The 24,002-nt window shown below is 72.5% G+C and carries 18 protein-coding genes; 13 read left to right on the forward strand and 5 right to left on the reverse strand.

Annotated elements, in window-relative coordinates:
• Positions 1 to 28: 28 nt before the first annotated feature.
• The gene (locus tag ACH5HR_RS04955; protein WP_416476572.1) at positions 29 to 1,060 is read right to left on the reverse strand and encodes a hypothetical protein; all 1,032 of its coding nucleotides are present in this window, start codon (positions 1,058 to 1,060) and stop codon (positions 29 to 31) included.
• A 106-nt stretch (positions 1,061 to 1,166) separates the two neighbouring features.
• Here ACH5HR_RS04955 and ACH5HR_RS04960 point away from each other — a divergent pair, with 106 nt between their 5' ends.
• A complete protein-coding gene (locus tag ACH5HR_RS04960) occupies positions 1,167 to 1,697 on the forward strand; it encodes a DinB family protein (protein ID WP_416476904.1) in 531 nt (176 codons plus the stop codon).
• A gap of 386 nt (positions 1,698 to 2,083) precedes the next feature.
• Entirely contained in the window at positions 2,084 to 3,673 is a 1,590-nt protein-coding gene (locus tag ACH5HR_RS04965; RefSeq protein WP_416476573.1) for a glycoside hydrolase family 10 protein, read from the forward strand.
• 86 nt (positions 3,674 to 3,759) lie between these two features.
• Here the strand turns inward: ACH5HR_RS04965 and ACH5HR_RS04970 are convergent, their stop codons facing one another.
• On the reverse strand, positions 3,760 to 4,734 hold the full coding sequence (locus ACH5HR_RS04970) for a LacI family DNA-binding transcriptional regulator (protein WP_416476574.1): 975 nt from the start codon (positions 4,732 to 4,734) through the stop codon (positions 3,760 to 3,762).
• 154 nt (positions 4,735 to 4,888) lie between these two features.
• Here ACH5HR_RS04970 and ACH5HR_RS04975 point away from each other — a divergent pair, with 154 nt between their 5' ends.
• From ACH5HR_RS04975 to ACH5HR_RS04990, 4 genes are read left to right on the forward strand one after another with little or no spacing between them, the layout of a single operon-like run.
• Positions 4,889 to 6,592: an HAD family hydrolase gene (locus ACH5HR_RS04975; RefSeq protein ID WP_416476575.1), complete on the forward strand. Its 1,704-nt coding sequence runs from the start codon at positions 4,889 to 4,891 to the stop codon at positions 6,590 to 6,592.
• Between the two features lie 59 nt (positions 6,593 to 6,651).
• Positions 6,652 to 7,629 carry a DUF8171 family membrane protein gene (locus ACH5HR_RS04980; RefSeq protein WP_416476576.1) on the forward strand — a complete coding sequence of 326 codons (978 nt, stop codon included), beginning with the start codon at positions 6,652 to 6,654 and terminating at the stop codon, positions 7,627 to 7,629.
• The gene (locus tag ACH5HR_RS04985; RefSeq protein WP_416476577.1) at positions 7,629 to 9,416 is read left to right on the forward strand and encodes an ABC transporter ATP-binding protein; all 1,788 of its coding nucleotides are present in this window, start codon (positions 7,629 to 7,631) and stop codon (positions 9,414 to 9,416) included. Before ACH5HR_RS04980 ends, ACH5HR_RS04985 begins: the two co-directional genes overlap by 1 nt.
• Positions 9,413 to 10,297: an energy-coupling factor transporter transmembrane component T family protein gene (locus ACH5HR_RS04990; RefSeq protein ID WP_416476578.1), complete on the forward strand. Its 885-nt coding sequence runs from the start codon at positions 9,413 to 9,415 to the stop codon at positions 10,295 to 10,297. The genes ACH5HR_RS04985 and ACH5HR_RS04990 overlap by 4 nt, the downstream gene beginning before the upstream one ends.
• 28 nt (positions 10,298 to 10,325) lie before the next feature.
• On the opposite strand, the gene ACH5HR_RS04995 is transcribed toward ACH5HR_RS04990, so the two are convergent.
• Positions 10,326 to 12,614 carry a sodium-translocating pyrophosphatase gene (locus ACH5HR_RS04995; protein ID WP_416476579.1) on the reverse strand — a complete coding sequence of 763 codons (2,289 nt, stop codon included), beginning with the start codon at positions 12,612 to 12,614 and terminating at the stop codon, positions 10,326 to 10,328.
• A 231-nt stretch (positions 12,615 to 12,845) separates the two neighbouring features.
• Here ACH5HR_RS04995 and ACH5HR_RS05000 point away from each other — a divergent pair, with 231 nt between their 5' ends.
• From ACH5HR_RS05000 to ACH5HR_RS05020, 5 genes are all read left to right on the forward strand, one after another.
• Entirely contained in the window at positions 12,846 to 14,594 is a 1,749-nt protein-coding gene (locus ACH5HR_RS05000; protein ID WP_416476581.1) for a carbon starvation CstA family protein, read from the forward strand.
• Positions 14,594 to 14,860 carry a cory-CC-star protein gene (locus ACH5HR_RS05005; protein ID WP_402373741.1) on the forward strand — a complete coding sequence of 89 codons (267 nt, stop codon included), beginning with the start codon at positions 14,594 to 14,596 and terminating at the stop codon, positions 14,858 to 14,860. Before ACH5HR_RS05000 ends, ACH5HR_RS05005 begins: the two co-directional genes overlap by 1 nt.
• Positions 14,851 to 15,822, forward strand: coding sequence for an ArsA family ATPase (locus ACH5HR_RS05010; RefSeq protein WP_416476582.1), 972 nt, complete (start codon positions 14,851 to 14,853; stop codon positions 15,820 to 15,822). Before ACH5HR_RS05005 ends, ACH5HR_RS05010 begins: the two co-directional genes overlap by 10 nt.
• A 101-nt stretch (positions 15,823 to 15,923) precedes the next feature.
• On the forward strand, positions 15,924 to 16,889 hold the full coding sequence (locus ACH5HR_RS05015) for a glycoside hydrolase family 19 protein (protein WP_416476583.1): 966 nt from the start codon (positions 15,924 to 15,926) through the stop codon (positions 16,887 to 16,889).
• A 131-nt stretch (positions 16,890 to 17,020) separates the two neighbouring features.
• Positions 17,021 to 18,334, forward strand: coding sequence for a M18 family aminopeptidase (locus ACH5HR_RS05020; RefSeq protein WP_402373734.1), 1,314 nt, complete (start codon positions 17,021 to 17,023; stop codon positions 18,332 to 18,334).
• A gap of 18 nt (positions 18,335 to 18,352) precedes the next feature.
• On the opposite strand, the gene ACH5HR_RS05025 is transcribed toward ACH5HR_RS05020, so the two are convergent.
• Both ACH5HR_RS05025 and ACH5HR_RS05030 read right to left on the reverse strand, forming a co-directional pair.
• Complete coding sequence (locus ACH5HR_RS05025; RefSeq protein WP_416476584.1) at positions 18,353 to 19,216, reverse strand: transglycosylase family protein; 864 nt, start codon at positions 19,214 to 19,216, stop codon at positions 18,353 to 18,355.
• 186 nt (positions 19,217 to 19,402) lie between these two features.
• Complete coding sequence (locus ACH5HR_RS05030) at positions 19,403 to 20,284, reverse strand: LPXTG cell wall anchor domain-containing protein (protein WP_416476585.1); 882 nt, start codon at positions 20,282 to 20,284, stop codon at positions 19,403 to 19,405.
• Positions 20,285 to 20,499: 215 nt separating this feature from the next.
• Between ACH5HR_RS05030 and sftH the strand changes: the two genes are divergently transcribed.
• Both sftH and ACH5HR_RS05040 read left to right on the forward strand, forming a co-directional pair.
• Positions 20,500 to 23,103, forward strand: a complete 2,604-nt coding sequence (gene sftH / locus ACH5HR_RS05035; protein WP_416476586.1) for a DNA 3'-5' helicase SftH — start codon at positions 20,500 to 20,502, stop codon at positions 23,101 to 23,103.
• A 16-nt stretch (positions 23,104 to 23,119) separates the two neighbouring features.
• Positions 23,120 to 23,986 (forward strand): HpcH/HpaI aldolase/citrate lyase family protein, encoded by an 867-nt coding sequence (locus ACH5HR_RS05040; RefSeq protein ID WP_402373726.1) that lies wholly within the window; start codon positions 23,120 to 23,122, stop codon positions 23,984 to 23,986.
• Positions 23,987 to 24,002: the final 16 nt, after the last annotated feature.

Consider the following 24,002-nt stretch of genomic DNA (forward strand, 5'->3'; position numbering starts at 1 on the left):
GCGCGCGTGGGGACGAGCCAGGGCGCCGTCAGGGCGCGTCAGGAACCGCGGAAGCGGCGCAGTCAGCGCCCAGGTACTCCGTGATGCGCTGGGACGCGGCGGTCATCGCCTCGGTGTCGTGCTGCTGCAGCGCACCGGCGACGGCCTCCTCGACCTCGTCGTCCTCGGCGGCCTGCGCCGCGTCGGCTGCCGCCGTCACGTACGTCAGCACGGTGGCCCAGTCGGTGATGACCGCGCCGGGAGGGTCGACCTTGCTCAGGTTGTCCCGCGCGCCGACGAACCCCGTGCGCAGCGACTTCGGCGACTCCGCATCCATCTGGACCTGCGCGGACGCGGCACGCGACCACGCGACCTGGGCGGACGCGCACACCTCCGGGGACACGACGGCGGCGGTCGCGACGTCGGAGCTGGCCTGCGCGTCGCCACGGATCAGGTCGACACCGGCGGCGGCTCCGATCCCCGCCACGAGCGCCACGCCCGTCGCGACGAAGAGCGTGGGCCTGCGCGCGAAGAAGCCCGTGGCCTTCCGGCGCGGCAGCGAGATGGCCGCGGAGCGGGCGCGGGTCGTGACGTCCTGCACGACGGCGGCACCCCCGGCCGGCTCGCCGCCTCGACGGGTCGCGGGGCGGCGAGAGGAGCGGGACCGGCGGGACGGCGCCGGGTCCGGAGCCGCGTCCGGCGCGTCCGGCGCGGGGGTGCCCGACAGTCGGGCGTCCGACGCCGGGGCGTCCGGCGGGGCGGCATGCGTCGCGGCGGGTGCGGCGCCGACGACCGGGTCTGCACCCGACGGCTTGCGCGACCGGGACGTGCGGCGGGACTGCTTCTTCCTGCGGGTCTTGCGGTCCTTGTCGCGGAACGTCCCGGCGACGTCCGTCGTGCCGTCGAGGACGTCGTCGAGCGCCGGGACGTCGGTCGGGACGGCGGAGCTCGCCCAGGGCGGGGTCGATGAACCTGCCCCGCCCGCCGCCACCGGACCGAACGGGAAACCGACCTGACCAGCGGCGACGGAAGAACCGTCGGCGGGCGGCAGCGCCTCGTCGTCCGCTCTGCTCCGCCTCATGTTGGCGAAGGCTACCCAATGACGCTCCGAAGGTGTCCAGATCGTTGTCTTCCCGCCCTTGACCCGGGCACCCCCCGACGGCCAGATTGTGCGAGTGAGCGCAACCATGACGGGCATGTGGGTCCCCCCTGAGCAGGATCCGCGGGCGACCGGCATCGACCCGGTCGGTGAGAAGGAGACCCTCTGGGAGTACCTCTGCCGGTACCGCATGACCCTCGTCATGAAGTGCGAGGGTCTGGACGCCGAGCAGCTCTCCCGGCGGAGCGTGCCGCCGTCGAACCTGTCCCTGCTGGGCCTCGTGCGCCACCTCGCGAACGCTGAGCACCACTGGTTCACGCGGGTGCTCCAGGGCACCTCGGCGCCCGGGCCGTTCGAGCGCCCGCGCGCCGTGGACGTCGACTTCGACGAGGTCTACCCCACCGAGGAGTGCGCCGACGACGCCTGGGAGGCGTGGCACGCCGCCGTGGACGCCGCCGACGAGCAGATGGTCCACGAGGAGCTCGGCCGCGAGGTGCCGTTCGACGGCGGCACCGTCGAGGTGCGTGACGTCATCATCCACATGGTGGAGGAGTACGCCCGCCACATGGGTCACGCGGACCTGCTGCGGGAGTGCATCGACGGGCGCACCGGGCTCTGAGGAGACCCGGGGCGGACGGCGCGCAAGAGGTCTCCCGACGCGCCGCCGAGCAGTCATCACGCTATAAGGATTCAATGCGGTGACCGCGCGGCTCCGCACGGTCGCCCGGCGCCCGTGTCGAGATAGCTGAGACACTGACTCAGCGGGTGCACGAGCCCCTGATCAGCAGGTATTCCTGCGGCAACTGTCGCCGGGCGCCTGGACGACCGATCGTCGAAAACGATTGCCAAGATCGACCATGGCCACTAACGTTGTCATCGAAAACCTTTTCGCACGGCGGGCCAACGGAGGCTCGTCCCGGGAGAACAGGATCAATGATGACCCGAGCACCATCCTCGCGAGCCAAGGCCGCACGGCGGACAGGGGCACTCGCCACCCTCGCCGCCATGGTGATGTCGACCGGCATCGGCATCGGCGCCGCACAGGCCGCCGGCTCCACGCTGCACGAGGCCGCCGACGAGTCCAACCGCTACTACGGCGTCGCGATCGCGGCCAGCCGGATGAACGACCAGCAGTACATGAACATCGCCAACACCGAGTTCGACATGATCTCGGCCGAGAACGAGATGAAGCTCGACGCGCTCGAGCCGCAGCAGAACCAGTTCAACTTCAGCACCGCCGACCAGATGGTGGACTGGGCGATCAGCAACGGCAAGCAGGTGCGCGGCCACACGCTGGCGTGGCACTCGCAGCAGCCCGGCTGGATGCAGAACATGGAGGGCCAGCAGCTCCGCAACGCGATGCTCAACCACGTCACCAGGGTGGCCGAGCACTTCGAGGGCAAGATCCACTCGTGGGACGTCGTGAACGAGGCGTTCGCGGACGGCTCGTCCGGCGCCCGCCGCGACTCCAACCTGCAGCGCACCGGTAACGACTGGATCGAGGCGGCCTTCTACGCGGCCCGCGAGGCGGACCCCAACGCGCGGCTCTGCTACAACGACTACAACACCGACGACTGGAACCACGCCAAGACCCAGGCCGTGTACAACATGGTCGCGGACTTCAAGTCCCGTGGCGTGCCGATCGACTGCGTCGGCTTCCAGGCCCACTTCAACTCGGGCAACCCGGTGCCCAGCAACTACCACGAGACCCTGCAGAACTTCGCCGACCTCGGCGTCGACGTGCAGATCACCGAGCTCGACATCGAGGGTTCCGGCACCTCGCAGGCGGAGCAGTTCCGCGGCGTGACCCAGGCCTGCATGGCGGTCACTCGCTGCGCCGGTATCACCGTGTGGGGCGTGCGGGACACCGACTCGTGGCGTGCGCAGGGCACCCCGCTGCTGTTCGACGGCAACGGCAACAAGAAGCAGGCCTACAACTACGTGCTGGACCAGCTCAACAGCGGTGACGGCAACGCGTACGAGGGCGACAACGGCGCCGGCAACCCGGGCGACCCCGGTGACCCCGGTGACCCCGGTGACCCGGGCGACGGCTCCTGCACGGTCACCGTCTCCTCCGGCGAGTCCTGGGGCGACCGGTTCAACACCACCTTCGAGGTCTCCGGCGCGGACGACTGGGTCGTGACCATCAACACCGGATCCGGCCAGTCCCTCCAGAATTCCTGGAACGCCGACGTCTCCGGCACCAGCGGAACGCTGACCGCCACGCCCAACGGCAACGGCAACGCCTTCGGGATCACTCTGTACTCGAACGGCAACACCTCCACGCCGACCGCCAGCTGCTCGTCCAGCGACGGCGACACCCCGGCGGCCGACGACTGCACGGTCTCGGTGACGAAGACCGACGAGTGGGGCGACCGGTTCAACACGACCTTCGAGGTCGCCGACGCCGACGACTGGACCGTGACGATCAACCTCGGTTCCGGCCAGTCGCTCCAGAACTCCTGGAACGCCGACGTCTCCGGCTCCACCGGAACGCTGACCGCCACACCGAACGGCAACGGAGACAGCTTCGGCATCACGCTGTACTCCAACGGCAACACCTCGGCCCCGACGGCGACCTGCACCACCGCCTGACGGACTGACCGACCCCTTGATCCCCGCTTCCGGGGTGCCGCACAGGCACCCCGGAAGCGGGGATCTCGTCGTTCCCGACTGGTCCGTCAGCTCGAGGCACGCACCACGAGGCGCGCCTCCAGGACCTCGTGGACGTCGGCGGTACGCCCCGCGAGCCGCTGCCCGAGGAGCGCCACCGCCTGCGCGCCCATGACCTCCCGCTGCTGCTGCACGCTGGTCAGCGAAGGCCGTGCCCGGCGAGCGAGCATCGTGTCGTCGTAGCCGACGACGGCGAGGTCGGCCGGCACCCGCAGCCCGGCGTCGAGCGCGTGGTCGAGGACATCCACCGCCTCGACGTCGTTCCGGGCAAAGATCGCCGTGGTGCCCTCGTCGAGCAGCGCGTCGAGCGCGGCCCGGTCAGGTCTTGCGACCCGGACGTGGCCGCCGAGCCCGGCCCTCCGCATCGCCGCCTCGTAGCCACGGCACCTGGCCAGGCCGGCCGGACGGACGGACGACGTCACGTGCGCGATGCGGATGTGCCCCCGCGTGACGAGATGCTGGACCACGAGGGCCGCACCCTGCTCGTCGTCGTTGTTCACGGAGTCGATGCCGGGCACGGGGGCTGCGGTGCGACCGACCATGACCACCGGCGCTCGTCGTGCAGCGGCCGCGAGCACCTGCTCGGGCACCCACGACGAGACGACGGCGAGGCCGTCGACGCCGAGGTCGAGGAGCTGCTGGACGCGGTCGGCGAGCCGGCCCCGGTCCTTCGACCCGTGAGCCAGGACCACCGAGAGGCCCACGTCCTCGGCCGCCCGCTCCACCGACGCGACGATCTCGGTGTGGTACGGGTTGTCGAGGCTCGAGATCACGGCGCCGAGCAGCATGGACCGCCCCTGCTTGAGGGTGCGGGCCGTGAGCGACGGCCGGTAGCCGACCTGGTCGGCGACGACGAAGATGCGTTCTCGCGTGCGTGCGGAGACGCCCGGGTCACCCCGCAGGGCCAGTGAGACGAGTGACTTCGAGACTCCGGCGGCAGCGGCGACGTCGAGCAGGGTGGGGCGAGGTCGCGACGAAGACACGTGGTCATCCTGCCGACCTGGCGACGACGGCGCGAAACCGACGCGCTGACAGATCTCGATCCGTCCTGGAACGTTCCAGACGTTCCGCCGTCGTTCACCACGACGCCACCAGCGCGACGTCGTCCGGTCGCCGCCCGTCCCTAACGTCACCGCCGTGACGATCGCTGCAAGTCCCGACACCCTGCCCGGCACCAGCCCCGAAGCCCTCGCCGCACTGCGCACCCGCCCGGCAGCGCTCCTGCTCGACTTCGGTGGCGTGGTGCTCACCACGAGCAAGCGTCCCGGCGGGCTCGAGACCATGGCCGAGCACGTCGCCGCGATGCTCGATCGCGCCGGGCACCGGCGCTCCGCGGCAGAGCTCCTGCCGGTGCTGCAGGGCGGCAGGAAAGCTCTCGAGGACTGGAAGAACGCCTCCTCGCGTCGGCTGGAGCCCACCGAGCTGGACCATCGCACCATCTGGCGCGAGTTCTACGGATCCCCCCTGCCGAGGGCTGAGCGCGAGGTTCTCGCCGGATCGGCCGGCCAGCTCCAGGAGACGATGACCCGCACGTTGACGGACCATGCCGTGCGACCCGGCGTCCGCGAGCTCCTGGCCACCGCCCGGCGACTCGGAGTCCTCGTCGCCATCGTCTCCAACGCCCACTCGGGCCGGGCGCACCGCGCGATCCTCGCGGAGCAGGGCCTCGACGCGGCGTTCGCCGTGCAGGTGTACTCGGACGAGGTCGGGATCCGCAAACCTCACCCCGGCATGATCGAGCTCGCTGCCCGGGCGCTGCGCACCACGCCCGAGCACTGCTGGTACGTGGGCGACACGCTCGACCGCGATGTCGTCGCCGGGCGTCGCGCCGGTGCCGGCGCCGTCGTCCTCACCCGCGACCACCACACCGACCGGCCGCCGTTCCCCGTCTCCGAAGAGCCCGACCTGGTGCTGCAGGACCCCCAGGGACTCGTCGACCTGCTCGTGGAGTCCCGGCCGTCGACGCCCTCGGCGCGGCCCTCGGCGTCGCCAGCCTCAGCACCGCTCGTCCCCGCTCCGGTCCCCGTCAGCGCGCTCCTGCTCGATCACGGCGGAGTCATCGCCGTCTCCCGGCCCGACGACGGCGTCCGCCGCACGTTCGCCGTGCGCCTAGCGGCCGGTCTGAGCTCCGCCGGCTACCCGACGGGCACCGAGGAGGCCCTCGAGGTCCTGGACCGTGCTCGCGTGGCGCACCGGTCCTGGAAGGACCACGCCGAGGAGCAGGGCAGCGTGCCCGACGGCGTGGGCTTCGTCCCGGAGGTCGACGCCCCGACGTTCTGGGTCGAGCTCGTCGGGCCGCTGCTCGACCACCACGGACCGGGCGTGCGGCACTGGCTGCGCGCCGAGGCCCACGCGCTCATGGTCGGATACGCGAGCACCAAGTCCGTCCCCACGGTGCGTCCCGGGGTCCCGGACCTGCTGCTCGCCGCCCGCGACGCGGGCGTGCCCGTCGCCGTCGTGTCCAACACCGTGTGCGGGCGGGCAGTGCGCTCAGAGCTCATCGAGGCGGGGCTCGACGAGCTCGTCGGTGCGCACGTCTACTCCGACGAGCTCGGACGGCGAAAGCCCGACCCGGTCACGGTTCGCACGGCGCTCGCCGCGCTGGACGCCGACGCCTCCCGCGCCGTGTTCGTCGGCGACAAGCCGCACCGTGACGTCGCCGCCGCCCGGTCCGTCGGCGTCGGGACCGTCGTGCTGGTGCGCGGCGGCTCGACGGCCGACGAGGTGCTCGACGCGCTCGAAGCCGACGACCCGCTCCGACCCGACCATCTCGTCCCCGACATGTCCGCTGTCACCGTCCTGCTCCGGTCACGCGTGACCCGGCCCCCGGCCGCTCTCTGATCGCCGGCACCCGCCGGACGCCCTGGAAGACCCGAGACGAACTTTCGAGGAAGGCACCCATGTCCAGCAACGTCGCCGCCACGGCCGACAAGCCCCGCAGCGTCCTGCCGCGGTCCGAGCACCTCTCCGGCCCGCAGAAGCTCATGATCCTGGTCCTCTCCATGACGCTGTACGGCGTGGGCGACATCGTCGCCAACGTCGTCCCCGAGGTCCAGGTCGGCCCCCTCGAGCTCGGCGTCTCCTACTTCGCCTTCATCGCCGTCGTGCTCGCGGCCCTCCTCTCACCGCTGTGGGTGGCGCTCGGCGCGCCGCTCGGCGAGCTCGTCTTCTCCGACATGCTGCTCGGCGACTTCGGGGGCCTCAGCGAGCTCGAAGGCTTCCTCCAGACGGCCCTGGCGATCTACGTCGCCGGCTGCCTCGTGCGCAACCCGCTCAGCCGGGTGCAGGTCGCGCTCGCGCCGATCGTCATGGTGCTCGTCGACAAGGTGAGCGGCGGCGTCGTCGACATCCTCAAGGTGGTCATCGGCATCGACCCCGAGACTCTCGAGGAGGCCGACGGGCTGCTGGGGGCGTTCCTGCTCGCCGAAGGTCTCGACATCGTCGTGACGCTCGTGTTCTCCGGCATCCTGTTCGGCGCGCTGCCCGCCCTGTGGCTGACGCCCCGTCTCTACGGGAAGATCGAGCCCGTCATGGGGCTGCGCCCCCGCGACCCCGAGCATCCGCCACGACTGACCGGACCCGCCGGGATGCAGTTCTGGCCGGTCGCCGTCCTGGCTGTCCTTGCCGCCGGCGCGATCGCGCTGTTCGCCACGTGGGAGGAGTTCGTCGGCCGCGAGGACGGGCTCTCCACCCTCGGGGCGTTCGAACCGGACTTCGTCGACCAGTTCGGCGAGGCATGGATGTGGGTCGCCGGCGCGATCGCCCTCGCCGTCGGCTTCGGGATCTTCGTCGTCGTCGCCGTCCTGCGGGCACGCCGGGCCCGCGCCACCAGCACGTCGACGAGCACCTCCGTCGAGGACGACGAGGCGAGCTTCTGATGCCCGCGCCGACCACGGTGGCGACCACCGCACCGGCCGACCGACGGACCGACGCCCCGGCGATCGAGGTGCGCGGGCTCACCTTCCGCTACCCCGGGGCCGCGCAGGACTCCCTGCACGACGTCGACCTGACGATCGAACCCGGTGACTTCGTCGCCGTGGTCGGCGGCAACGGCTCGGGCAAGACCACGCTGTGCAAGGCCTTCAACGGCCTGGTCCCCCACTTCTGGAACGGCGACATCACCGGCCGGGTCCGGGTTCACGGGCGCAGCACCGCCCGGCGCAGCGTGGGCGAGATCGCGCACGACGTCGGCTACGTGTTCCAGGACTTCGGCAACCAGCTGGTGCGGCCCACCGTGCGCGGCGACGTGTCTTTCGGTCCCCTGAACTTCGGGCACGAGGACTGGGCCGACCGGACCGACCGGGCGCTCGCCGACCTCGGCCTCAGCGACATCGCGGAGACCCACACCTGGCAGCTCTCCGGCGGGCAGCAGCACCTCACGGCGCTGGCCGGGGCGCTGGCCCTCGCCCCGTCCGTCCTCGTGGTGGACGAGCCCGCCGCCGAGGTGGACCCCCGGCGGGCAGCCGTCGTGTACGACCACCTGACGCGGCTCAACCAGGAGCAGGGGATCACGGTCGTCGTCATCGAGCACCACGCCGAGCTCATCGCCCGGTACGCGCGCAGCGTCGTGCTCATGTCCGGCGGACGGGTGCGCTGGCACCTGCCGGTCCGCGAGGCTCTCGCGCGCCGCGAGGACCTCGCCGACGCGCACGTCCCCGATCCCCCCGTGGTCGCTCTGGGCCGCGCCCTCGTCGCGGAGGTCGACCGCGGGGAGCGCCCCGTGCCGATCACCGTCGACGAGTGCGTCGACCTGCTGCGGTCGGTCGTCCGAGCCGCGCCGGACGCGTCGGCGGTCGCCGAGCCCGCGCCGTCGGGTGCGATGCCGCGTGCCCGTCGGCGTGGTGCTCTCGTGGCTCGGATGGTGGGGGTCGAGCACGGCTACCGCACGGTCTCCGGCGACCGTCACACCGTGCTCCAGGGCCTCGACCTCGACCTCCACGACGGCGACCGCGTGGCTCTCGTCGGGTCGAACGGTGCGGGCAAGTCGACGCTGCTCTCCGTCCTGGCGGGCCTGGCGGTCCCCCGGGCCGGAGCAGTCGAGGTCGACGGCCGCGACACACGGTCGGTCTCGGCCGCCACTCTCGCCGACACCGTCTGCTACCTGATGCAGCGGCCGGAGGAGATGTTCCTGCAGGACTCGGTGCGCGCCGACGTCGCGATGCATCCGCACGGGCGTGGCCTGCCCGACGCCGACGCCCTGGTCGAGCGGGTGCTGGACCGGGTGGACCTCACGCGGCTCGCCGACCGGGACGGACGCCTGCTCTCGGGCGGCCAGCAGCGACGTTCCACGCTCGCCATCGGCCTGGCGATGCGTCCTCGGCTCCTGCTGCTGGACGAGCCGACGTCCAGTCTCGACCTCCGCTCGCGCGACGACGTCATCGGCATGCTCGAGGCACTCAGCGACCACATCCGCTGCACGGTGGTGGCCACGCACGACATGCACCTCGTCGCCGAGTGGGCGAGCCGCGTCGTCGTGCTCGACCACGGCCAGGTCATCGCCGACACCGACCCCAGGACGTTGTTCTCGTCCCCCGACGTGCTCGAGCGGGCGCGCCTCGTCTCGCCACAGGTCGCCCAGGTGGGCGCCGCGCTGGCGCTGCCGGAGCTGCCCCTGACCGTCGACGAGCTGGTCCGTCAGGTCCGAACCATCGAGGAGCTCGCATGACCTCCGTCGTCACGACCCCGCCACGGACCACCGGTGCGGACGGTCGCCGCGATCCGAGGACCACCGGCCGCAAGAACTCCTCGCGGTCCGGGTTCGACCGCGTGACGGTCGAGTGGGTCAAGCTCGAGCTGGTGCGCGTCGCGTACGCCACCCGAGGCGGATTCCTCGCCGGCCGCGACCCCCGCGCCGTCCTGGGGTGGTACCTCGTGTGCGCGCTGGCACCCTGGCTGACGTACTCGACCCCCGCACTGGCCGTGTTCTTCGTGCTGTCGCTCGCCTGCGCGCTGGCCGCACGGATCGGGCCGCTCCTGCTAGGACTGTTCAGCCTGGGCCTGCTCGGCCAGGCCGCCTACGTGCTGGTGCTGGTGCTCGTCCTCGGCGGGAGCCCGGCGGCGGTCGACGGGCTCGTCCAGATCTCCCTCAAGCTCGGCGCGATCTCTTTGGTCTCCATGGCCGCGTTCGTGTCCCTCGACCCGGAGAAGCTGTCCGACGGGCTGCAGGCCCTGCGCGCACCAGCAGTGCTCGGCTTCGGCGTCAGCTACGGCTACCGGATGGTGCCGATGCTCATCGACGAGTTCCAGACCATCGTCGACGGCCATCGGATGCGCGGGGCACCGCACTGCGGGCACGGGTTCCTGGGGTGGCGGACGGCGGCCCGGGTCGGGAGGATCGCCGTCCAGGCGTTCTACCCGCTCATCCTCAACACCGCCCAGCGCACCCGGACGACCGTCGAGGCCCTCGAGACCCGCGGTTTCTCGCTCACAGGCTCGGACGATCCGGGACGTCGACTCCGGCTCGCGCACTTGCGGTTCACGGTCGCGGACGCCGCGCTGCTGCTGGTGACCCTCACCATCGTGGTGGTGACCCTCGCCGTCCTGTGACGCCAGAGATCCTCGATACGACGCGCGGTCAGCGTGCGGCGACGGCGCGCACCTCGTCCTCCTGCTCACGGTCCACACGGGCCGCGCGCAGGCGGGAGAGCACGACGGCGCCCATCGCGATGCCGGCAGCCACCAGGGCGATGACGATGCGCAGCACGTGGTTGGCGTCAGCGGGCACCGAGAGCATGACCACCGCGGGAGCGATGAGGAGCGAGACCAGGTTCATCACCTTGATCAGCGGGTTGATCGCCGGCCCGGCGGTGTCCTTGAACGGGTCGCCCACGGTGTCGCCGATGATCGTGGCCTCGTGCGCCTCCGAGCCCTTGCCGCCGTGCGCGCCGTCCTCCACGATCTTCTTCGCGTTGTCCCAGGCGCCACCGGAGTTGGCCAGGAAGATCGCCATGAGCACGCCGGCGCCGATGGTGCCGGCGAGGAACCCGGCCAGCGGGCCGACACCGAGCCCGAAGCCCACCGCGATCGGCGCGAAGGCCGCGAGCAGGCCCGGGGTGGCGAGCTCTCGCAGGGAGTCCTTGGTGCAGATGTCCACGACCTTGCCGTACTCGGGCCGCTCGTCGTACGTCATGATCCCGGGGTGCTCGCGGAACTGGCGGCGCACCTCGTAGACGATGGCTCCGGCCGCCCGGGTCACCGCGTCGATCGCGAGTCCCGAGAACAGGAACACCGTGGCCGCACCCAGGATCACGCCGACCAGCGTGATCGGGGAGATGATCTCGTAGCTCAGCATCGCGCCCACCAGGCCGCTGCCGACCGTCGTGACCTCCGCGACCGCCGTCTCGACCGCGTCCGCGTAGGAGCCGAACAGCGCGGTCGCCGCGAGCACCGCCGTCGCGATCGCGATGCCCTTGGTGATGGCCTTGGTGGTGTTGCCGACGGCGTCGAGGTCCGTGAGGATCTGGGCGCCTTCCTCGTCGACGTCGCCGGACATCTCGGCGATGCCCTGCGCGTTGTCGCTCACGGGACCGAACGTGTCCATGGCGACGATCACGCCGACCGTGGTCAGCAGGCCGCAGCCCGCGAGCGCCACGAGGAACAGCGACAGCCAGATGGAGCCGCCGGCGAGCAGGAAGACGCCGCAGATCGCGGCGGCGATGACGCCGGCGGTGTACACGGCGGACTCGAACCCGACGCCGATCCCGGACAGCACCACGGTGGCCGCACCGGTGCGGGACGTGGCCGCGACGTGCTTGGTCGGCTTGGACTCCGTCCCGGTGAAGTAGCCGGTGATCCACAGGATGATGCCGGCCAGCACGATGCCGATGAGCACGGCGAGCGACGCGACGACCCGCGGGTCCGAGGTCACGCCGGTGAGGTCGGCGGTGCCGCCCATCCCGTCGAACGAGCTCGGCAGGTACAGGAACGCCGCGACGGCCGCGAGGGCAGCGCCGACGACGGCGGAGACGTAGAAGCCGCGGTTGATGGCGGTCAGGCCGGACTCGTTCGCCCGCACGCGGGTGATCGCGACGCCCAGGAGGGCGACGAACGCGCCCACCGCGGTGACGACGAGCGGGAACACGAGCCCCTGCTCACCCATGACGGCCTTGCCGAGGATCAGGGCAGCGACGAGGGTCACGGCGTAGGACTCGAAGAGGTCGGCGGCCATGCCCGCGCAGTCGCCGACGTTGTCGCCCACGTTGTCGGCGATGGTCGCGGCGTTGCGCGGGTCGTCCTCCGGGATGCCCTGCTCGACCTTGCCGACCAGGTCGGCGCCGACGTCGGCCGCCTTGGTGAAGATGCCGCCGCCGACGCGCATGAACATCGCGAGCAGCGCGGCGCCGAACCCGAAGCCCTCCAGCACGGCGGGGGCGTCGGACCGGTAGACGAGCACGACCACGGCGGCGCCGAGCAGACCGAGCCCGACGACGGACATCCCGACGACGCCACCGGTGCGGAACGCGATGCGGGCGCCCGTCCGACGCCCGTCGGGGCGGGTGGCGGCCGCGGCGACGCGGACGTTGGCCCGGACGGCGAGCGACATCCCGAGGTAGCCGATCGCCGCGGAGAAGCCGGCCCCTACGAGGAACGCGACCGACCGCCCGACACGCACGCCGCCGTCGCCCGGCAGCAGGAAGAGCAGTGCGAACACCACGACGGCGAAGAGCGCGAGTGTCCGGAACTGCCGGCTGAGGTAGGCGGAAGCACCTTCCTGGACCGCCTGGGCGATGTCCTGCATCTTGTCCGTGCCGCCGCGTGCGGCGAGCACCTGCCGCCGGAGCACCGCTGCGCACACGAGCGCTGCCAGGGCGATCACCGCGATGACCGCGACGATCGTGATGCTGTCGGACCCGAGTGTGAGCATCCGTCCTCCTCGACGTGTGCCAACCGCGCCCCCGGTCGTCGACCTGGGCCGAGCGTCTGTTGGATACCCCGCCGTCGCCGTTGACGGCGGGATGCGCGTGAGTCTACTCACACGTGATGACTGTCACGAACCGACACGTGCCTTGGGCACCTGGCGACGGCGTCTGGACTCCTGGGCACCGCGCCGTAGACTCCCGGCACAAGGTCAACGACGACTGGATCGGAGCGCAGCGTGAACTCCTTGGTGCTGATGGTGGTGGGCCTCGCCATGGTCCTCGCCGGGTACTTCCTCTACTCGAAGTTCCTGGCCAAGCGCGTCTACAGGCTGGACGAGGCCTACCGCACGCCGTCCCACGAGATGCGCGACGGCGTCGACTACGTGCCGACCAACAAGTTCGTGCTCTGGGGTCACCACTTCACCTCGGTCGCCGGTGCCGCGCCGATCGTCGGGCCCGCCATCGCGGTCATCTGGGGCTGGGTGCCGGCGTTCCTCTGGGTCACGCTGGGCACCGTCTTCTTCGCGGGCATGCACGACATGGGCGCGCTGTGGGCGTCGGTCCGCAACAAGGGGCGCTCGATGGGCATGCTGTCCGGGCGCTACATCGGTGCCCGCGGGCGCGGCCTGTTCCTCGTGGTCATCTTCCTGCTGCTGCTGATGGTCATCGCGGCCTTCGCCGTGGTGATCAAGAACCTGCTCATCGCCACGCCCACCTCGGTCATCCCGGTCTGGGGCGCTATCGCCGTGGCGGCCGTCATCGGCCAGATGATCTACCGCTGGAAGATCAACCTGCTGGTCACCACCGTCATCGGCGTCGTCGCCCTGTACTCGCTGATCCTCGTCGGCGACCGGTTCCCCGTGGTCCTGCCCGACCCGATCCTCGGCATGTCGCCGGCCACGTTCTGGATCGTTGCCCTGTTCGTGTACGCGGGCATCGCGTCGCTGCTGCCGGTGTGGGTGCTGCTGCAGCCCCGCGACTACATCAACGGCGTCCAGCTCTTCATCGGTCTGGGCATCCTGTACGGCGCCGTGCTGTTCTCGACCCCGGCGGTCGTCGCCCCCGCGTTCAACGAGAACGTCCCGGCGGACACGCCGAGCCTCGTGCCGCTGCTGTTCGTGACGATCGCCTGCGGTGCGATCTCCGGCTTCCACGGCATGGTCTCGTCCGGCACGTCGTCCAAGCAGCTCGACAAGGAGACCGACGGCCGGTTCGTCGGCTACTTCGGCGCGGTCGGCGAGGGCATGTTGGCGCTCGGCGCGATCATCGCCACGACCGCGGGCTTCCGGACCGTGGCGGACTGGGAGGCGGTCTACTCGTCGTTCGCCGTCAACGGCGTCGGCGCGTTCGTCGACGGCGGTGCCGCGATCGTCAACGCCGGGCTCGGCATCCCGGCCTCGTTGTCGGCGACCATCCTGGCGACGATGGCCGTGCTGTTCGCCGCCACGACGATGGACACCGGGGTGCGCCTGCAGCGGTTCGTCGTCCAGGAGGCGGGCGAGCTCGCAGGCGTCCGGGTCAACAAGGGCGTGGGGACCGTCGTCGTGCTCGTGGTCGCGATGGGGCTGGTCTTCAGCTCCGGCGGCGAGGGTGACGGCGGGCTGCTCATCTGGCCGCTCTTCGGCACCACGAACCAGCTCCTGGCGTCCCTGACGCTCGCGGTGGTGGCGGTCATCCTGCTGCGCAAGAAGCGCAACCCTTTGCCGGTGCTGATCCCGCTGGTCTTCGTCCTGGTGATGTCGATCTACGCGCTGGTCGTGCAGCTCGGGACGTTCTGGGCGGACCAGAGCTGGCTCCTCCTGGTGCTCGACGTCATCATCCTCGTGGCGTCGCTGTGGGTCTCCGTCGAGGCCGCCGCCGCGATGAACGCCGCACGGAAGGGCTCGTTCGACCCGGAGTCCGACGAGCCGGTGCCCACCGGCACCTCCGCCGCGGGCACCGGTGCGGCGAGCGCGAGCGGTGGGAAGCCGTCGAAGGAGGCGTGATGGCGGGCACCCTGAGCGCCCTGACCTCCCTGTCAGCAGGGCTGCGCGAGTTCTACGAGGCCCCGTACCGGCGCACGATGGCTCGCGCCCGGCGGGACGAGGACGACCTGTTCACGCTGGTCGTGCTCGCCGAGGCGCTCGGGGTGCCCAACCCCGCGTCGTACTACACGGTCGAGCTGCTGCCCCTGGTGGCTGATCGCGTCCACGAGTGGCACACCCGGCTCGGTCTGGACCGATCGCCCCTGGACCACGTGTCGTGCTGCTAGACCTGCACGGCCTGGCCGCCCGACGCCGGGTGGTCCTCGTGGGTGGCAAGGGCGGGGTGGGCAAGACGTCGGTCGCCTCGGCGGTCGCGCTGGCCCAGGCCCGGGCGGGCCGCCGGGTGCTGGTCGTCTCGACCGACCCGGCCCACAACCTCGGCCACCTGTGGCAGCGCACGGTGGGCGACGACGTCGCGCGCCTCGCCGACGAGGCGCCCGGCCACCTCGACGGGGTCGAGATCGACCCGGAGCGGACGACGGCGGCACACCTGTCCGCGGTCCGTGCCACGTTGCGCCGGCTCATGCCCGAGCACCTCGGCGGTGAGGTCGACCGGCACCTCGACCTGGCTCATGACGCGCCCGGCATGCACGAGGCGGCGATCCTGGAGCGGGTGGCCGACCTCGTGCAGCGGGGCACGGCCGACTACGACCTGGTGGTCCTCGACACCGCGCCGTCGGGGCACACCGCCCGGCTGCTCTCCTTGCCGGAGACCATGGGGGCGTGGACGGACGGCCTGCTGCGGCGCCGGGACCGATCCGACCGGCTGGGCGCCGCCGCCCAGATGCTGGGCGGTCGGGGCGAGGCCACCGCGCGGCGCGACGCCGAGATCCGCTCGGTGCTGACGCGGCGACGGGAGCGGTTCGCGCACCTGCGCGACGTGCTCACGGACCATGAGGCCTGCACGTTCGTCGTGGTGCTGGCCGCCGAGCGGCTGCCCGTGCTGGAGACGGTCGAGCTGACGCGGCGGCTCACCGGGCTCGGTGTCGCGGTGGGCGGGCTCGTGGTCAACAAGCGCTCGCCCGCCGACGCCGGCGAGCTGCTCGCCGCCCGCCACGCCGCGGAGGCGTCGCACCTGGCCACGCTGCGGACCGAGCTGCCCGACGTGCCCATGCGAGAGGTGCCCCTCCTGGCGCGCGACGTGGTCGGCCGCGAGGCGCTCGAGCGGCTCGGCGACCTGCTCGCGTAAGGGTTCTCCACAACGCCCGGTGACGGACGTACGGGTGTTGTCCATCGTGGGGCCGGCGCTTCAGACTCGAATCTGTTAGCACCTCTGACGAAAGGTTCGACATGACCCGGTCGACAGTCCTGAACCTCCGCGGCGGCGCGGCGCGGCGGCGCGCGCTCTCCGCACTCACCGCCCTGACGATCGCCGCCGCCGGCGCGCTGGCGTGGACCACCGCCGGCCCGGCCGCGTCCGCCTCCGCCGTGAGCTGCGCGCCCGGCTGGTCGGCGGGCACGGTGTACACCGCCGGCGACACCGTGTCGCACGTCGGCCAGAACTGGGACGCCCAGTGGTGGACTCGCGGCGAGACCCCCGGCACCACCGGCCAGTGGGGCGTCTGGCGCTCCGCGGGCGCCTGCGACGGCGGCTCCACGCCGGACCCCGACCCCACGGACCCGCCGACCGACCCCGGTGACTTCGTGGTCTCCGCGGCGCAGTTCGACGAGATGTTCCCCCAGCGCAACTCCTTCTACACGTACCAGGGCCTGGTCGACGCGCTCGGGGCGTACCCGGACTTCGCCTCGGCCGGCGGCCCGGAGATCGCCAAGCGGGAGGCCGCCGCGTTCCTCGCCAACGTGGACCACGAGACGGGCGGGCTGCGCTACGTCAAGGAGATCAACGAGGCCAACTACCCGCACTACTGCGACACCACGCAGCCGTTCGGGTGCCCCGCCGGCCAGTCGGCCTACTACGGCAAGGGCCCGGTCCAGCTCTCCTGGAACTACAACTACAAGGCCGCGGGCGACGCCCTGGGCATCGACCTGCTCAACAACCCGTACCTGGTGGAGACCGACCCGGCCGTCGCCTGGAAGACCGGCCTCTGGTACTGGAACACCCAGTCCGGCCCCGGCACCATGACGGGCCACCAGGCGATCGTGACCGGCGCCGGGTTCGGGGAGTCGATCCGCTCCATCAACGGCGCTCTCGAGTGCGACGGTGGCAACCCGGCCCAGGTGCAGAGCCGGATCGCCTCGTTCCAGCGGTTCGCGCAGATCCTCGGCACGACGACGGGTGGCAACCTCGGCTGCTGACCCGCAGGCGACGGCGGGCTGGCCTCGGTTCGGCAGGAAGGGACCTGTTCGGCAGGACGGACTGCCGAACAGGTCACTTCGTGCCGAGCAGAACCGGGCGAGTGCGCGCAGGCGCGTGGCAAGATGCGCGCATGTCCACGCCACACACCCCAGTGCCCGCGAAGGCTCGCGACCACGCCGAGGACCTCGGCGCGTTCGTCACCGCCGCGCCGTCGTCGTACCACGCCGCCGCCGAGGTCGCCCGCCGCGCCGAGGCCGCCGGGTTCGTCCCGCTCGCCGAGACCGACACCTGGGACGTCACACCGGGCGGACGTTACGTCGTCGTGCGCGACGGCTCGGCCATCGCCTTCGTCGTGCCGCCGTCGGCGGAGGCGACCACCCCGTTCACGGTGCTCGGCACCCACACCGACTCACCCGGGTTCAAGCTCAAGCCGCGGCCCACCACCGGGCGCGAGGGCTGGGTGCAGGCCGGCGTCGAGGTGTACGGCGGACCCCTGCTCAACTCCTGGCTGGACCGCGAGCTCGAGCTTGCCGGCCGCATCGTCACCCGGGACGGGGCGGAGCACCTGGTGCGCACCGGGCCGTTCGCCCGCATCCCCCAGCTCGCCATCCACCTCGACCGGCAGGTCAACGACGGCCTCACCCTCGACAAGCAGCGGCACACCCAGCCCGTGATCGGCCTGGGCGAGGTCAGCGACGCCGACGTGCTCGCCGAGCTGGCCTCGCGCATCGAGGTGCCCGACGGCGCGGTCGACCCGGCGGACATCCTCGGCTACGACGTCGTGGTCGCCGACACCCAGGTACCGCGAGCCTTCGGCGCGCGCGAGGAGCTGTGGGCGTCCGGCCGGCTGGACAACCTGCTCTCCACGCACGCGGCGCTCACGGCGCTGCTCGGCGCCGCGCCCGCGGACCTCACCGGTGTCGCGGTGCTGGCCGCGTTCGACCACGAGGAGATCGGCTCCGAGTCGCGCTCCGGCGCCGCCGGGCCGTTCCTCAGCGACGTCCTGGGCCGCATCTCGCGCGCGCTCGGCGCCGGGGGCGAGGACCGCCGTCGGGCGCTGGCGTCCTCGCTGTGCGTCTCGTCGGACGTCGGCCACGCCGTGCACCCCAACTACCCGGAGCGGCACGACCCCGCCAACCACCCGCGGGCGGGCGGCGGCCCGATCCTCAAGATCAACGCCAACCAGCGCTACACGACGGACGCCCACGGGGCCGCGCTCTGGCAGACGGCCTGCGGGGCCGCCGGAGTGCCCACCCAGGAGTTCGTCTCGAACAACACCATCCCGTGCGGCTCCACCATCGGGCCGATCACCGCCACGCGGCTCGGCATCCGCGTCGTGGACGTGGGCGTACCGATCCTGTCGATGCACTCCGCCCGCGAGCTGACCGCCGTCGTCGACCCCTGGTACCTGGCGCGTGCGATGAGCGCCGTCCTCGTCCGGTAGCGGCGAACCGGGCCCGCCTCAGCGCAGCCCGAGCTTGCGGGTGCAGTGCGGCCACTGGCCCCAGCCCGCGCGGGCCTGCAGGATCTGCGCGCGCTTGGTCTGCTCGCGGGCCCCGTGCCGGTGCGGCAGGCCCGAGCCGCCGACGGAACGCCAGGTGCGCGCCGTGAACTGGTACATGCCGTAGTAGCCGTTCCCGGTGGCGATCTGCGGGCGACCGCCGGACTCGCACCGCGCGAGCTGACCCCACACGTCGCGGGTCCGCAGCTTGTCCGCCGAGACCCAGCCCGTCCTGCCGCCGGGCAGCTTGACCTTGACGCGGTCGACGCCGCGGCCCGTGGTCCGGGCGAGCTTGGTGACCTTCGTGCCGAGCGCCGCCCGGGTCACGGTGCGGGACGCCCCACGGACCTCCCGGGAGACCTTGACCCGCTTGGTCGTGAACCGCTTGCCGCCGACGTCTCGCAGCGGCGTGGCGGTCACGTGCCGCTTGCCGACCCAGCCGACCTTGCCGTGCGGGAGCCGCACCTGCAGCAGCCTGGTGCGGCGCTCGAGCACCGTCAGCCGCGTGCCGTCGTCCGGGCGGGCCACCACGCGGCTCGACCGGTCGCGCTTCTTCGTCACCTTGGCCCGGTCGGTCTTCACCCAGCGCACGGTGCCCTTCGACCCGGCGGCGAGGCCCGCCACGGCGCGGGGGCCGACGGCGGAGACGGGCGCAGCGCTCAGCGTTGCGGTCGCAGGGGCGGTCGCCGGAGGCGCGGCCGGTGCCGCGACGGGGGCCGCCGGAGCTGCGGCGGCGTGCGCCGGGGCACCTGCGAGCGGGACGAGGGTGACCGCGGTGGCCGCCGCGAGGGCAGCAGCGAGCCGCCGGGTCCTGGTGGTGGGCATGACACCAGGGAACGATGATCACGAACAGATAACAGCCTGGGCCGGACTTCTTTCACAAGACTTCCATGGCGAAAGCGCAATCCATTCATCAAAGAATGAACTATTCTTTCTCATCGCCCAGAAGGGCCATCTTTCTCTTGTCGCCCTTTGCGCCTATGTCCTGTGCCTGTGCGCCTGGCGCGCCGATCAGGCGTTGCGGCGGCGCACTGCCAGGAAGCCGATCCCTCCGAGGACGAGCACAGCCGCAGCGACGAGGACGGCCGTGACGGTCGCGCCGGTCCGCGGCAGCTCGCCACCACCGGACTGCGCCCGGACCTGCTCGGCCGACCCGGCGTCCGCCCCGTCAGCGTCGCCCCCGGTCTGGTCCGCGACGCCCGGCGTCACCGCCACACCCTGCGGGCGACCGATCGTGCCGTCGGCCTCGCCCGGGCCGCCGGCCTCGTCCGCGACCGGTGCCGGGGACTCGCTCGGCGACGCCGGTTCCGTGGGCTCGGTGCCGCCGGGCTCGGGGGTCTCGGCCGGCGAGGACGGCTCGGTCTCGTCCGGCCCGGCGGGCGCAGGCTCCGTGGGATCCGTGACCGGCTCCAGGGGCTCGCCCGGCTCGGTCGGGGGCGTGTCGGGGAACGTCGGGGTCGGCTTGGGCTCCGGCGTCACCACCGGCGCCGGGGTGTCGAGGCAGACGGGCTCCTGGCCGCCCTCGCCGAAGTGCTCGTTGTAGTGGCTCAGCTGCACCCACCCCACGCAGTCCCCGGCCTGCACCCCCAGCACCGACCAGGGGATGAACGCCTTGCCGATGTACTGGGCGACATCGTGCCGCGTCCCCGCGCACTCCGCGTCCGTGCGGTCGATGCACTTACCCTCGAAGTGCGCCTGGCCGAGCTGCGCACCGTTCTTGGAGGCCTTCACGTTGACGTGCCCGTTGTCCCGGAACACGTCGCCCTCGGGGAGCTGGATCCCCTCCGCCGTCACCTCGTACGGCGTGGGGTCGTCCGAGCCACCGGCCCAGGCCAACGAGGCCGGGGCGATGACGAGGGCGGCGGTGAGAACGGCGGCCGAGAGCGTGCGCATGCGAGTCCTTCGTCGAGGCGGAGCCCGGCGGCCGTGTACACCGGTGGCTCCTGCAGGAGTTGTCGCACGCCGGACATGTCTCATCCGACGGATGAGAGGGACACGGCGGCGATGCCCGGCTGATGCTTCGACGTCCGATCCTAGGCCTTCAGTCGGCGAGTCAGCGCGATTTGTGGTAAGCGGAGCGGGTGAATTTCAGGTGCGACACTGTCGAGGTGCCACCCGAGAGCCCGCCCGCCGACCACCCGCTGCTGGACGTGCTCACCGCTCGGGGGGCACGGTCCGACCGGCTCAAGCACGCCCGGACGTTCCCGGCCCGGTCGGCGCAGCACGCCGACTGGCCCGACTGGGCCGATCCGCAGCTCGTCGAGGGCTACCAGGCGCTCGGGGTCGAGCGTCCGTGGACCCACCAGGTCACCGCGGCCGACGCCGCGTGGCGCGGCGAGAACGTCGCCCTGGCGAGCTCGACCGGCTCCGGCAAGTCCCTGGCCTTCTGGCTGCCCGCACTGACCGCCGTCCGCGCCGGACGCGCCGCGACGCAGGACGGGCAGGGGCGGATCGAGTCGACGGTCCGCCGCAGCACCGTCCTGTACCTCTCCCCCACCAAGGCCCTCGCCGCGGACCAGCTCACCGCGCTGACCCGCCTGCTCGACGCCGCCGGCACCCGCGACGTCCGCGCCACCACCTGTGACGGCGACACCCCGTCCGAGGAGCGCCGCTGGGTCACCGAGCACGCCGACGTCGTCCTCACCAACCCCGACTTCCTGCACTTCGCCCTGCTGCCGGGGCACCGCCGCTGGACCCGCCTGCTGCGCGGGCTGCGCTACGTCGTCGTCGACGAGGGCCACGCCTACCGCGGCGTGTTCGGCGCGCACGTCGCCCTCGTGCTGCGACGGCTCGCGCGGCTCGCCGAGCACTACGGCGGCACGGCGCCGACGTTCGTCGTGGCGAGCGCGACGACGGCGGACCCCGCCGCGAGCGTCGCCCGGTTGCTCGGGACCTCGGCCGACGACGTCACGGAGGTCAGCGCTGACGGCTCGCCGGCGGGGCGGCGGACCGTCGTCCTCTGGCAGCCGCCCGAGATCACCGGACCGGCGTTCGAGCGCTCGGGCGGCACGACGACGGACGGCCACCCGGCCGGGGTGTCGGACGACGACCCCTGGGCCCTGCCCGACCCCCTCGATCCCGCGGCGAACGAGGCCGATGCCGTCCTGACGGTCGAGGGTGCCGCCGAGCACCCCCGTCGATCCGCCACCGCGGAGGTGGCCGACCTGCTCGCCGACCTCGCCTCGCACGGTGCCCGCACGCTCGCCTTCACGCGCTCGCGCCGTGGCGCGGAGTCGGTGGCCGAGCAGGTGCGGGACCACCTGCGCCCCGTGTCGACCGGGCTCGCCGGGCGGGTCGCCGCGTACCGGGGCGGCTACCTGCCCGAGGAGCGCCGCGAGCTCGAGCAGGCGATCCGGTCGGGTGACCTCCTCGGCCTCGCCACCACGAACGCTCTCGAGCTCGGCGTCGACATCTCCGGCCTCGACGCGGTGCTCGTCGCGGGCTGGCCGGGCACGCGCATGTCCCTGTGGCAGCAGGCCGGACGAGCCGGGCGAGCGGGTGCCGACGGGCTCGTGGCGTTCGTCGCGCGCGAGGACCCGCTGGACACGTACCTGGTCACCCACCCCGAGGCGGTGTTCGACGCCCCGCTCGAGGCGACCGTGTTCGACCCGGGGAACCCCTACGTGCTGGCCCCCCAGCTGTGCGCGGCAGCCCAGGAGGTGCCGTTGCGCACCGAGGACCTCGCCCGGTTCGGCGACCCCGCCCGGGCCCGGGAGGTGCTCGACGTCCTCGTCGCCCGCGGCCTGCTCCGTCGCCGCCCCTCCGGCTGGTACTGGACGCACGCGCAGCCGGCGGCCGGTATGGCGGACCTGCGCGGGTCGGGCGGTCGCCCCGTCCGGGTCGTCGAGGCCGCCACGGGCCGCCTGCTGGGGACCGTCGACGCCGCGTCGGCAGACGGTCAGGTGCACGACGGCGCGGTGTACGTCCACCAGGGTGTCACCTACGTGGTCGACCACCTAGACCTGGCCGACCACGTGGCGCTCGTGGTGCGACGGGACGTGGACCACGGCACCTGGTCGCGCGACGTCATGGAGATCTCCCTCGAGGAACCCGGCGATCCCGACCACCCTGCTCCCGAGGGTTCGCGCCCCGCGCAGCGACGGGAGTGGGGCCCCATCACGTGGGGCCTGGGGCCGGTGGAGGTGACCAGCCAGGTGGTGAGCTTCCAGCGCCGCCGCATCCCGGACATGCAGGTGCTCGACACCGAGGCCCTGGACCTGCCCTCCCGGACGCTCGGCACCACCGCCGTGTGGTGGTCGGTACCGGACCACGTGCTGCGGGCCGCCGGGGTCGACGCCGACGAGACGCCGGGAGCGCTGCACGCGGCCGAGCACGCCGCCATCGGGCTGCTGCCGCTGCTCGCCACGTGCGACCGCTGGGACCTGGGCGGGGTCTCCACCGCCCAGCACCCCGACACCGGCGAGGCGACCGTCTTCGTCTACGACGCCTATCCCGGCGGCGCAGGGTTCGCCGAGCGGGGCTACGAGCTCGGCGAACGGTGGCTGCGCGCCACCCGGGACGCCGTCGCGGCCTGCCCGTGCGCCGCCGGCTGCCCCGCCTGCGTCCAGTCGCCCAAGTGCGGCAACGACAACTCTCCGTTGGACAAGGCAGCGGCCGTGCGGGTCCTGGACGCGCTGCTGCGGCACGCGCCGGACGGTTCCCCGCCGAGCGCGCCCCGACCCCGGCCGTCGACGCCGGCGACGGCTTCGTAGCGCCTACGATCGTCGCGTGACCACCGAGGACCTGACCGCGCTGCGCCGCACCCGCGAGGCACGCCGCGTGGATCCCGCCAACGCCCGCTCCTGGCTGCTGCTCAACGCGCTGCGCCGCGACGACTTCGACGCCGCACAGCTCTCGCGCGCCGACCAGCTCGTCCTCGACTGCGAGGACGCGGTCGACGAGTCCCGCAAGGACGAGGCCCGACGCGACGTCCTGGACTGGTTCGCCCGCGGCGGGCGCGCGTGGGTGCGCATCAACGAGCGCGGTTCCGCCGCCTGGGCCGACGACGTCCGCGCGTTCCGTGACGCCGACGGCCTGTGCGGGGTCATGCTCGCCAAGACCGAGAGCCCCGACCAGGTGGTCGACACGGTGCAGCGGCTCGGCGGGCACCTGCCCGTGGTGCCGCTGGTGGAGTCGGCGCTCGGGATCGAGGACGCGGTGAGCATCGCCCGCGCGCCCGGCACGTTCCGCCTCGCGTTCGGCTCCGGCGACTACCGGCGCGACACCGGTGCCGCGAACGAGCCGCTGGCGATGGCCTACCCGCGCTCCCGCCTGGTGACCGCCAGCCGCATCGGCGGTCTGCCAGGGCCCGTGGACGGCCCGACCGTGGGCTCCAGCCACCCGCTGCTGCGCGAGCAGTCCGGCGACGCCGTCGCCATGGGCATGACGGGCCGACTCTGCCTCGACCTGGAGCAGCCCGCCGTGGTCAACGAGGTCCTGTCCCCCGCCCCTGCCGACGTCGCGTGGGCGCTCGACTTCCTCGCGGAGTTCGAGGCGTCCGGGTCGGTCATCCGCGACGGCTCCGACAAGCCGCGGCTCGGCCGGGCGCGCCTCATCACCGAGCGCGCCCAGCGGTTCGGCATCGAGCCGAGCTGACGGACGGGGCCCGGCC

Origin of the sequence: Isoptericola maris, from assembly GCF_048065335.1 — a bacterium.
Lineage (GTDB): Bacteria > Actinomycetota > Actinomycetes > Actinomycetales > Cellulomonadaceae > Isoptericola > Isoptericola rhizosphaerae.

What these genes read in the sequence shown, in the direction of transcription:
- ACH5HR_RS04955 (WP_416476572.1), bottom strand. Translation starts at nt 1,060, where the DNA reads ATGAGGCGGAGCAGAGCGGACGACGAGGCGCTGCCGCCCGCCGACGGT.
- ACH5HR_RS04960 (WP_416476904.1), top strand. Translation starts at nt 1,167, where the DNA reads ATGACGGGCATGTGGGTCCCCCCTGAGCAGGATCCGCGGGCGACCGGC.
- ACH5HR_RS04965 (WP_416476573.1), top strand. Translation starts at nt 2,084, where the DNA reads ATGGTGATGTCGACCGGCATCGGCATCGGCGCCGCACAGGCCGCCGGC.
- ACH5HR_RS04980 (WP_416476576.1), top strand. Translation starts at nt 6,652, where the DNA reads ATGTCCAGCAACGTCGCCGCCACGGCCGACAAGCCCCGCAGCGTCCTG.
- ACH5HR_RS04985 (WP_416476577.1), top strand. Translation starts at nt 7,629, where the DNA reads ATGCCCGCGCCGACCACGGTGGCGACCACCGCACCGGCCGACCGACGG.
- ACH5HR_RS04990 (WP_416476578.1), top strand. Translation starts at nt 9,413, where the DNA reads ATGACCTCCGTCGTCACGACCCCGCCACGGACCACCGGTGCGGACGGT.
- ACH5HR_RS04995 (WP_416476579.1), bottom strand. Translation starts at nt 12,614, where the DNA reads ATGCTCACACTCGGGTCCGACAGCATCACGATCGTCGCGGTCATCGCG.
- ACH5HR_RS05005 (WP_402373741.1), top strand. Translation starts at nt 14,594, where the DNA reads ATGGCGGGCACCCTGAGCGCCCTGACCTCCCTGTCAGCAGGGCTGCGC.
- ACH5HR_RS05015 (WP_416476583.1), top strand. Translation starts at nt 15,924, where the DNA reads ATGACCCGGTCGACAGTCCTGAACCTCCGCGGCGGCGCGGCGCGGCGG.
- ACH5HR_RS05020 (WP_402373734.1), top strand. Translation starts at nt 17,021, where the DNA reads ATGTCCACGCCACACACCCCAGTGCCCGCGAAGGCTCGCGACCACGCC.
- ACH5HR_RS05025 (WP_416476584.1), bottom strand. Translation starts at nt 19,216, where the DNA reads ATGCCCACCACCAGGACCCGGCGGCTCGCTGCTGCCCTCGCGGCGGCC.
- ACH5HR_RS05030 (WP_416476585.1), bottom strand. Translation starts at nt 20,284, where the DNA reads ATGCGCACGCTCTCGGCCGCCGTTCTCACCGCCGCCCTCGTCATCGCC.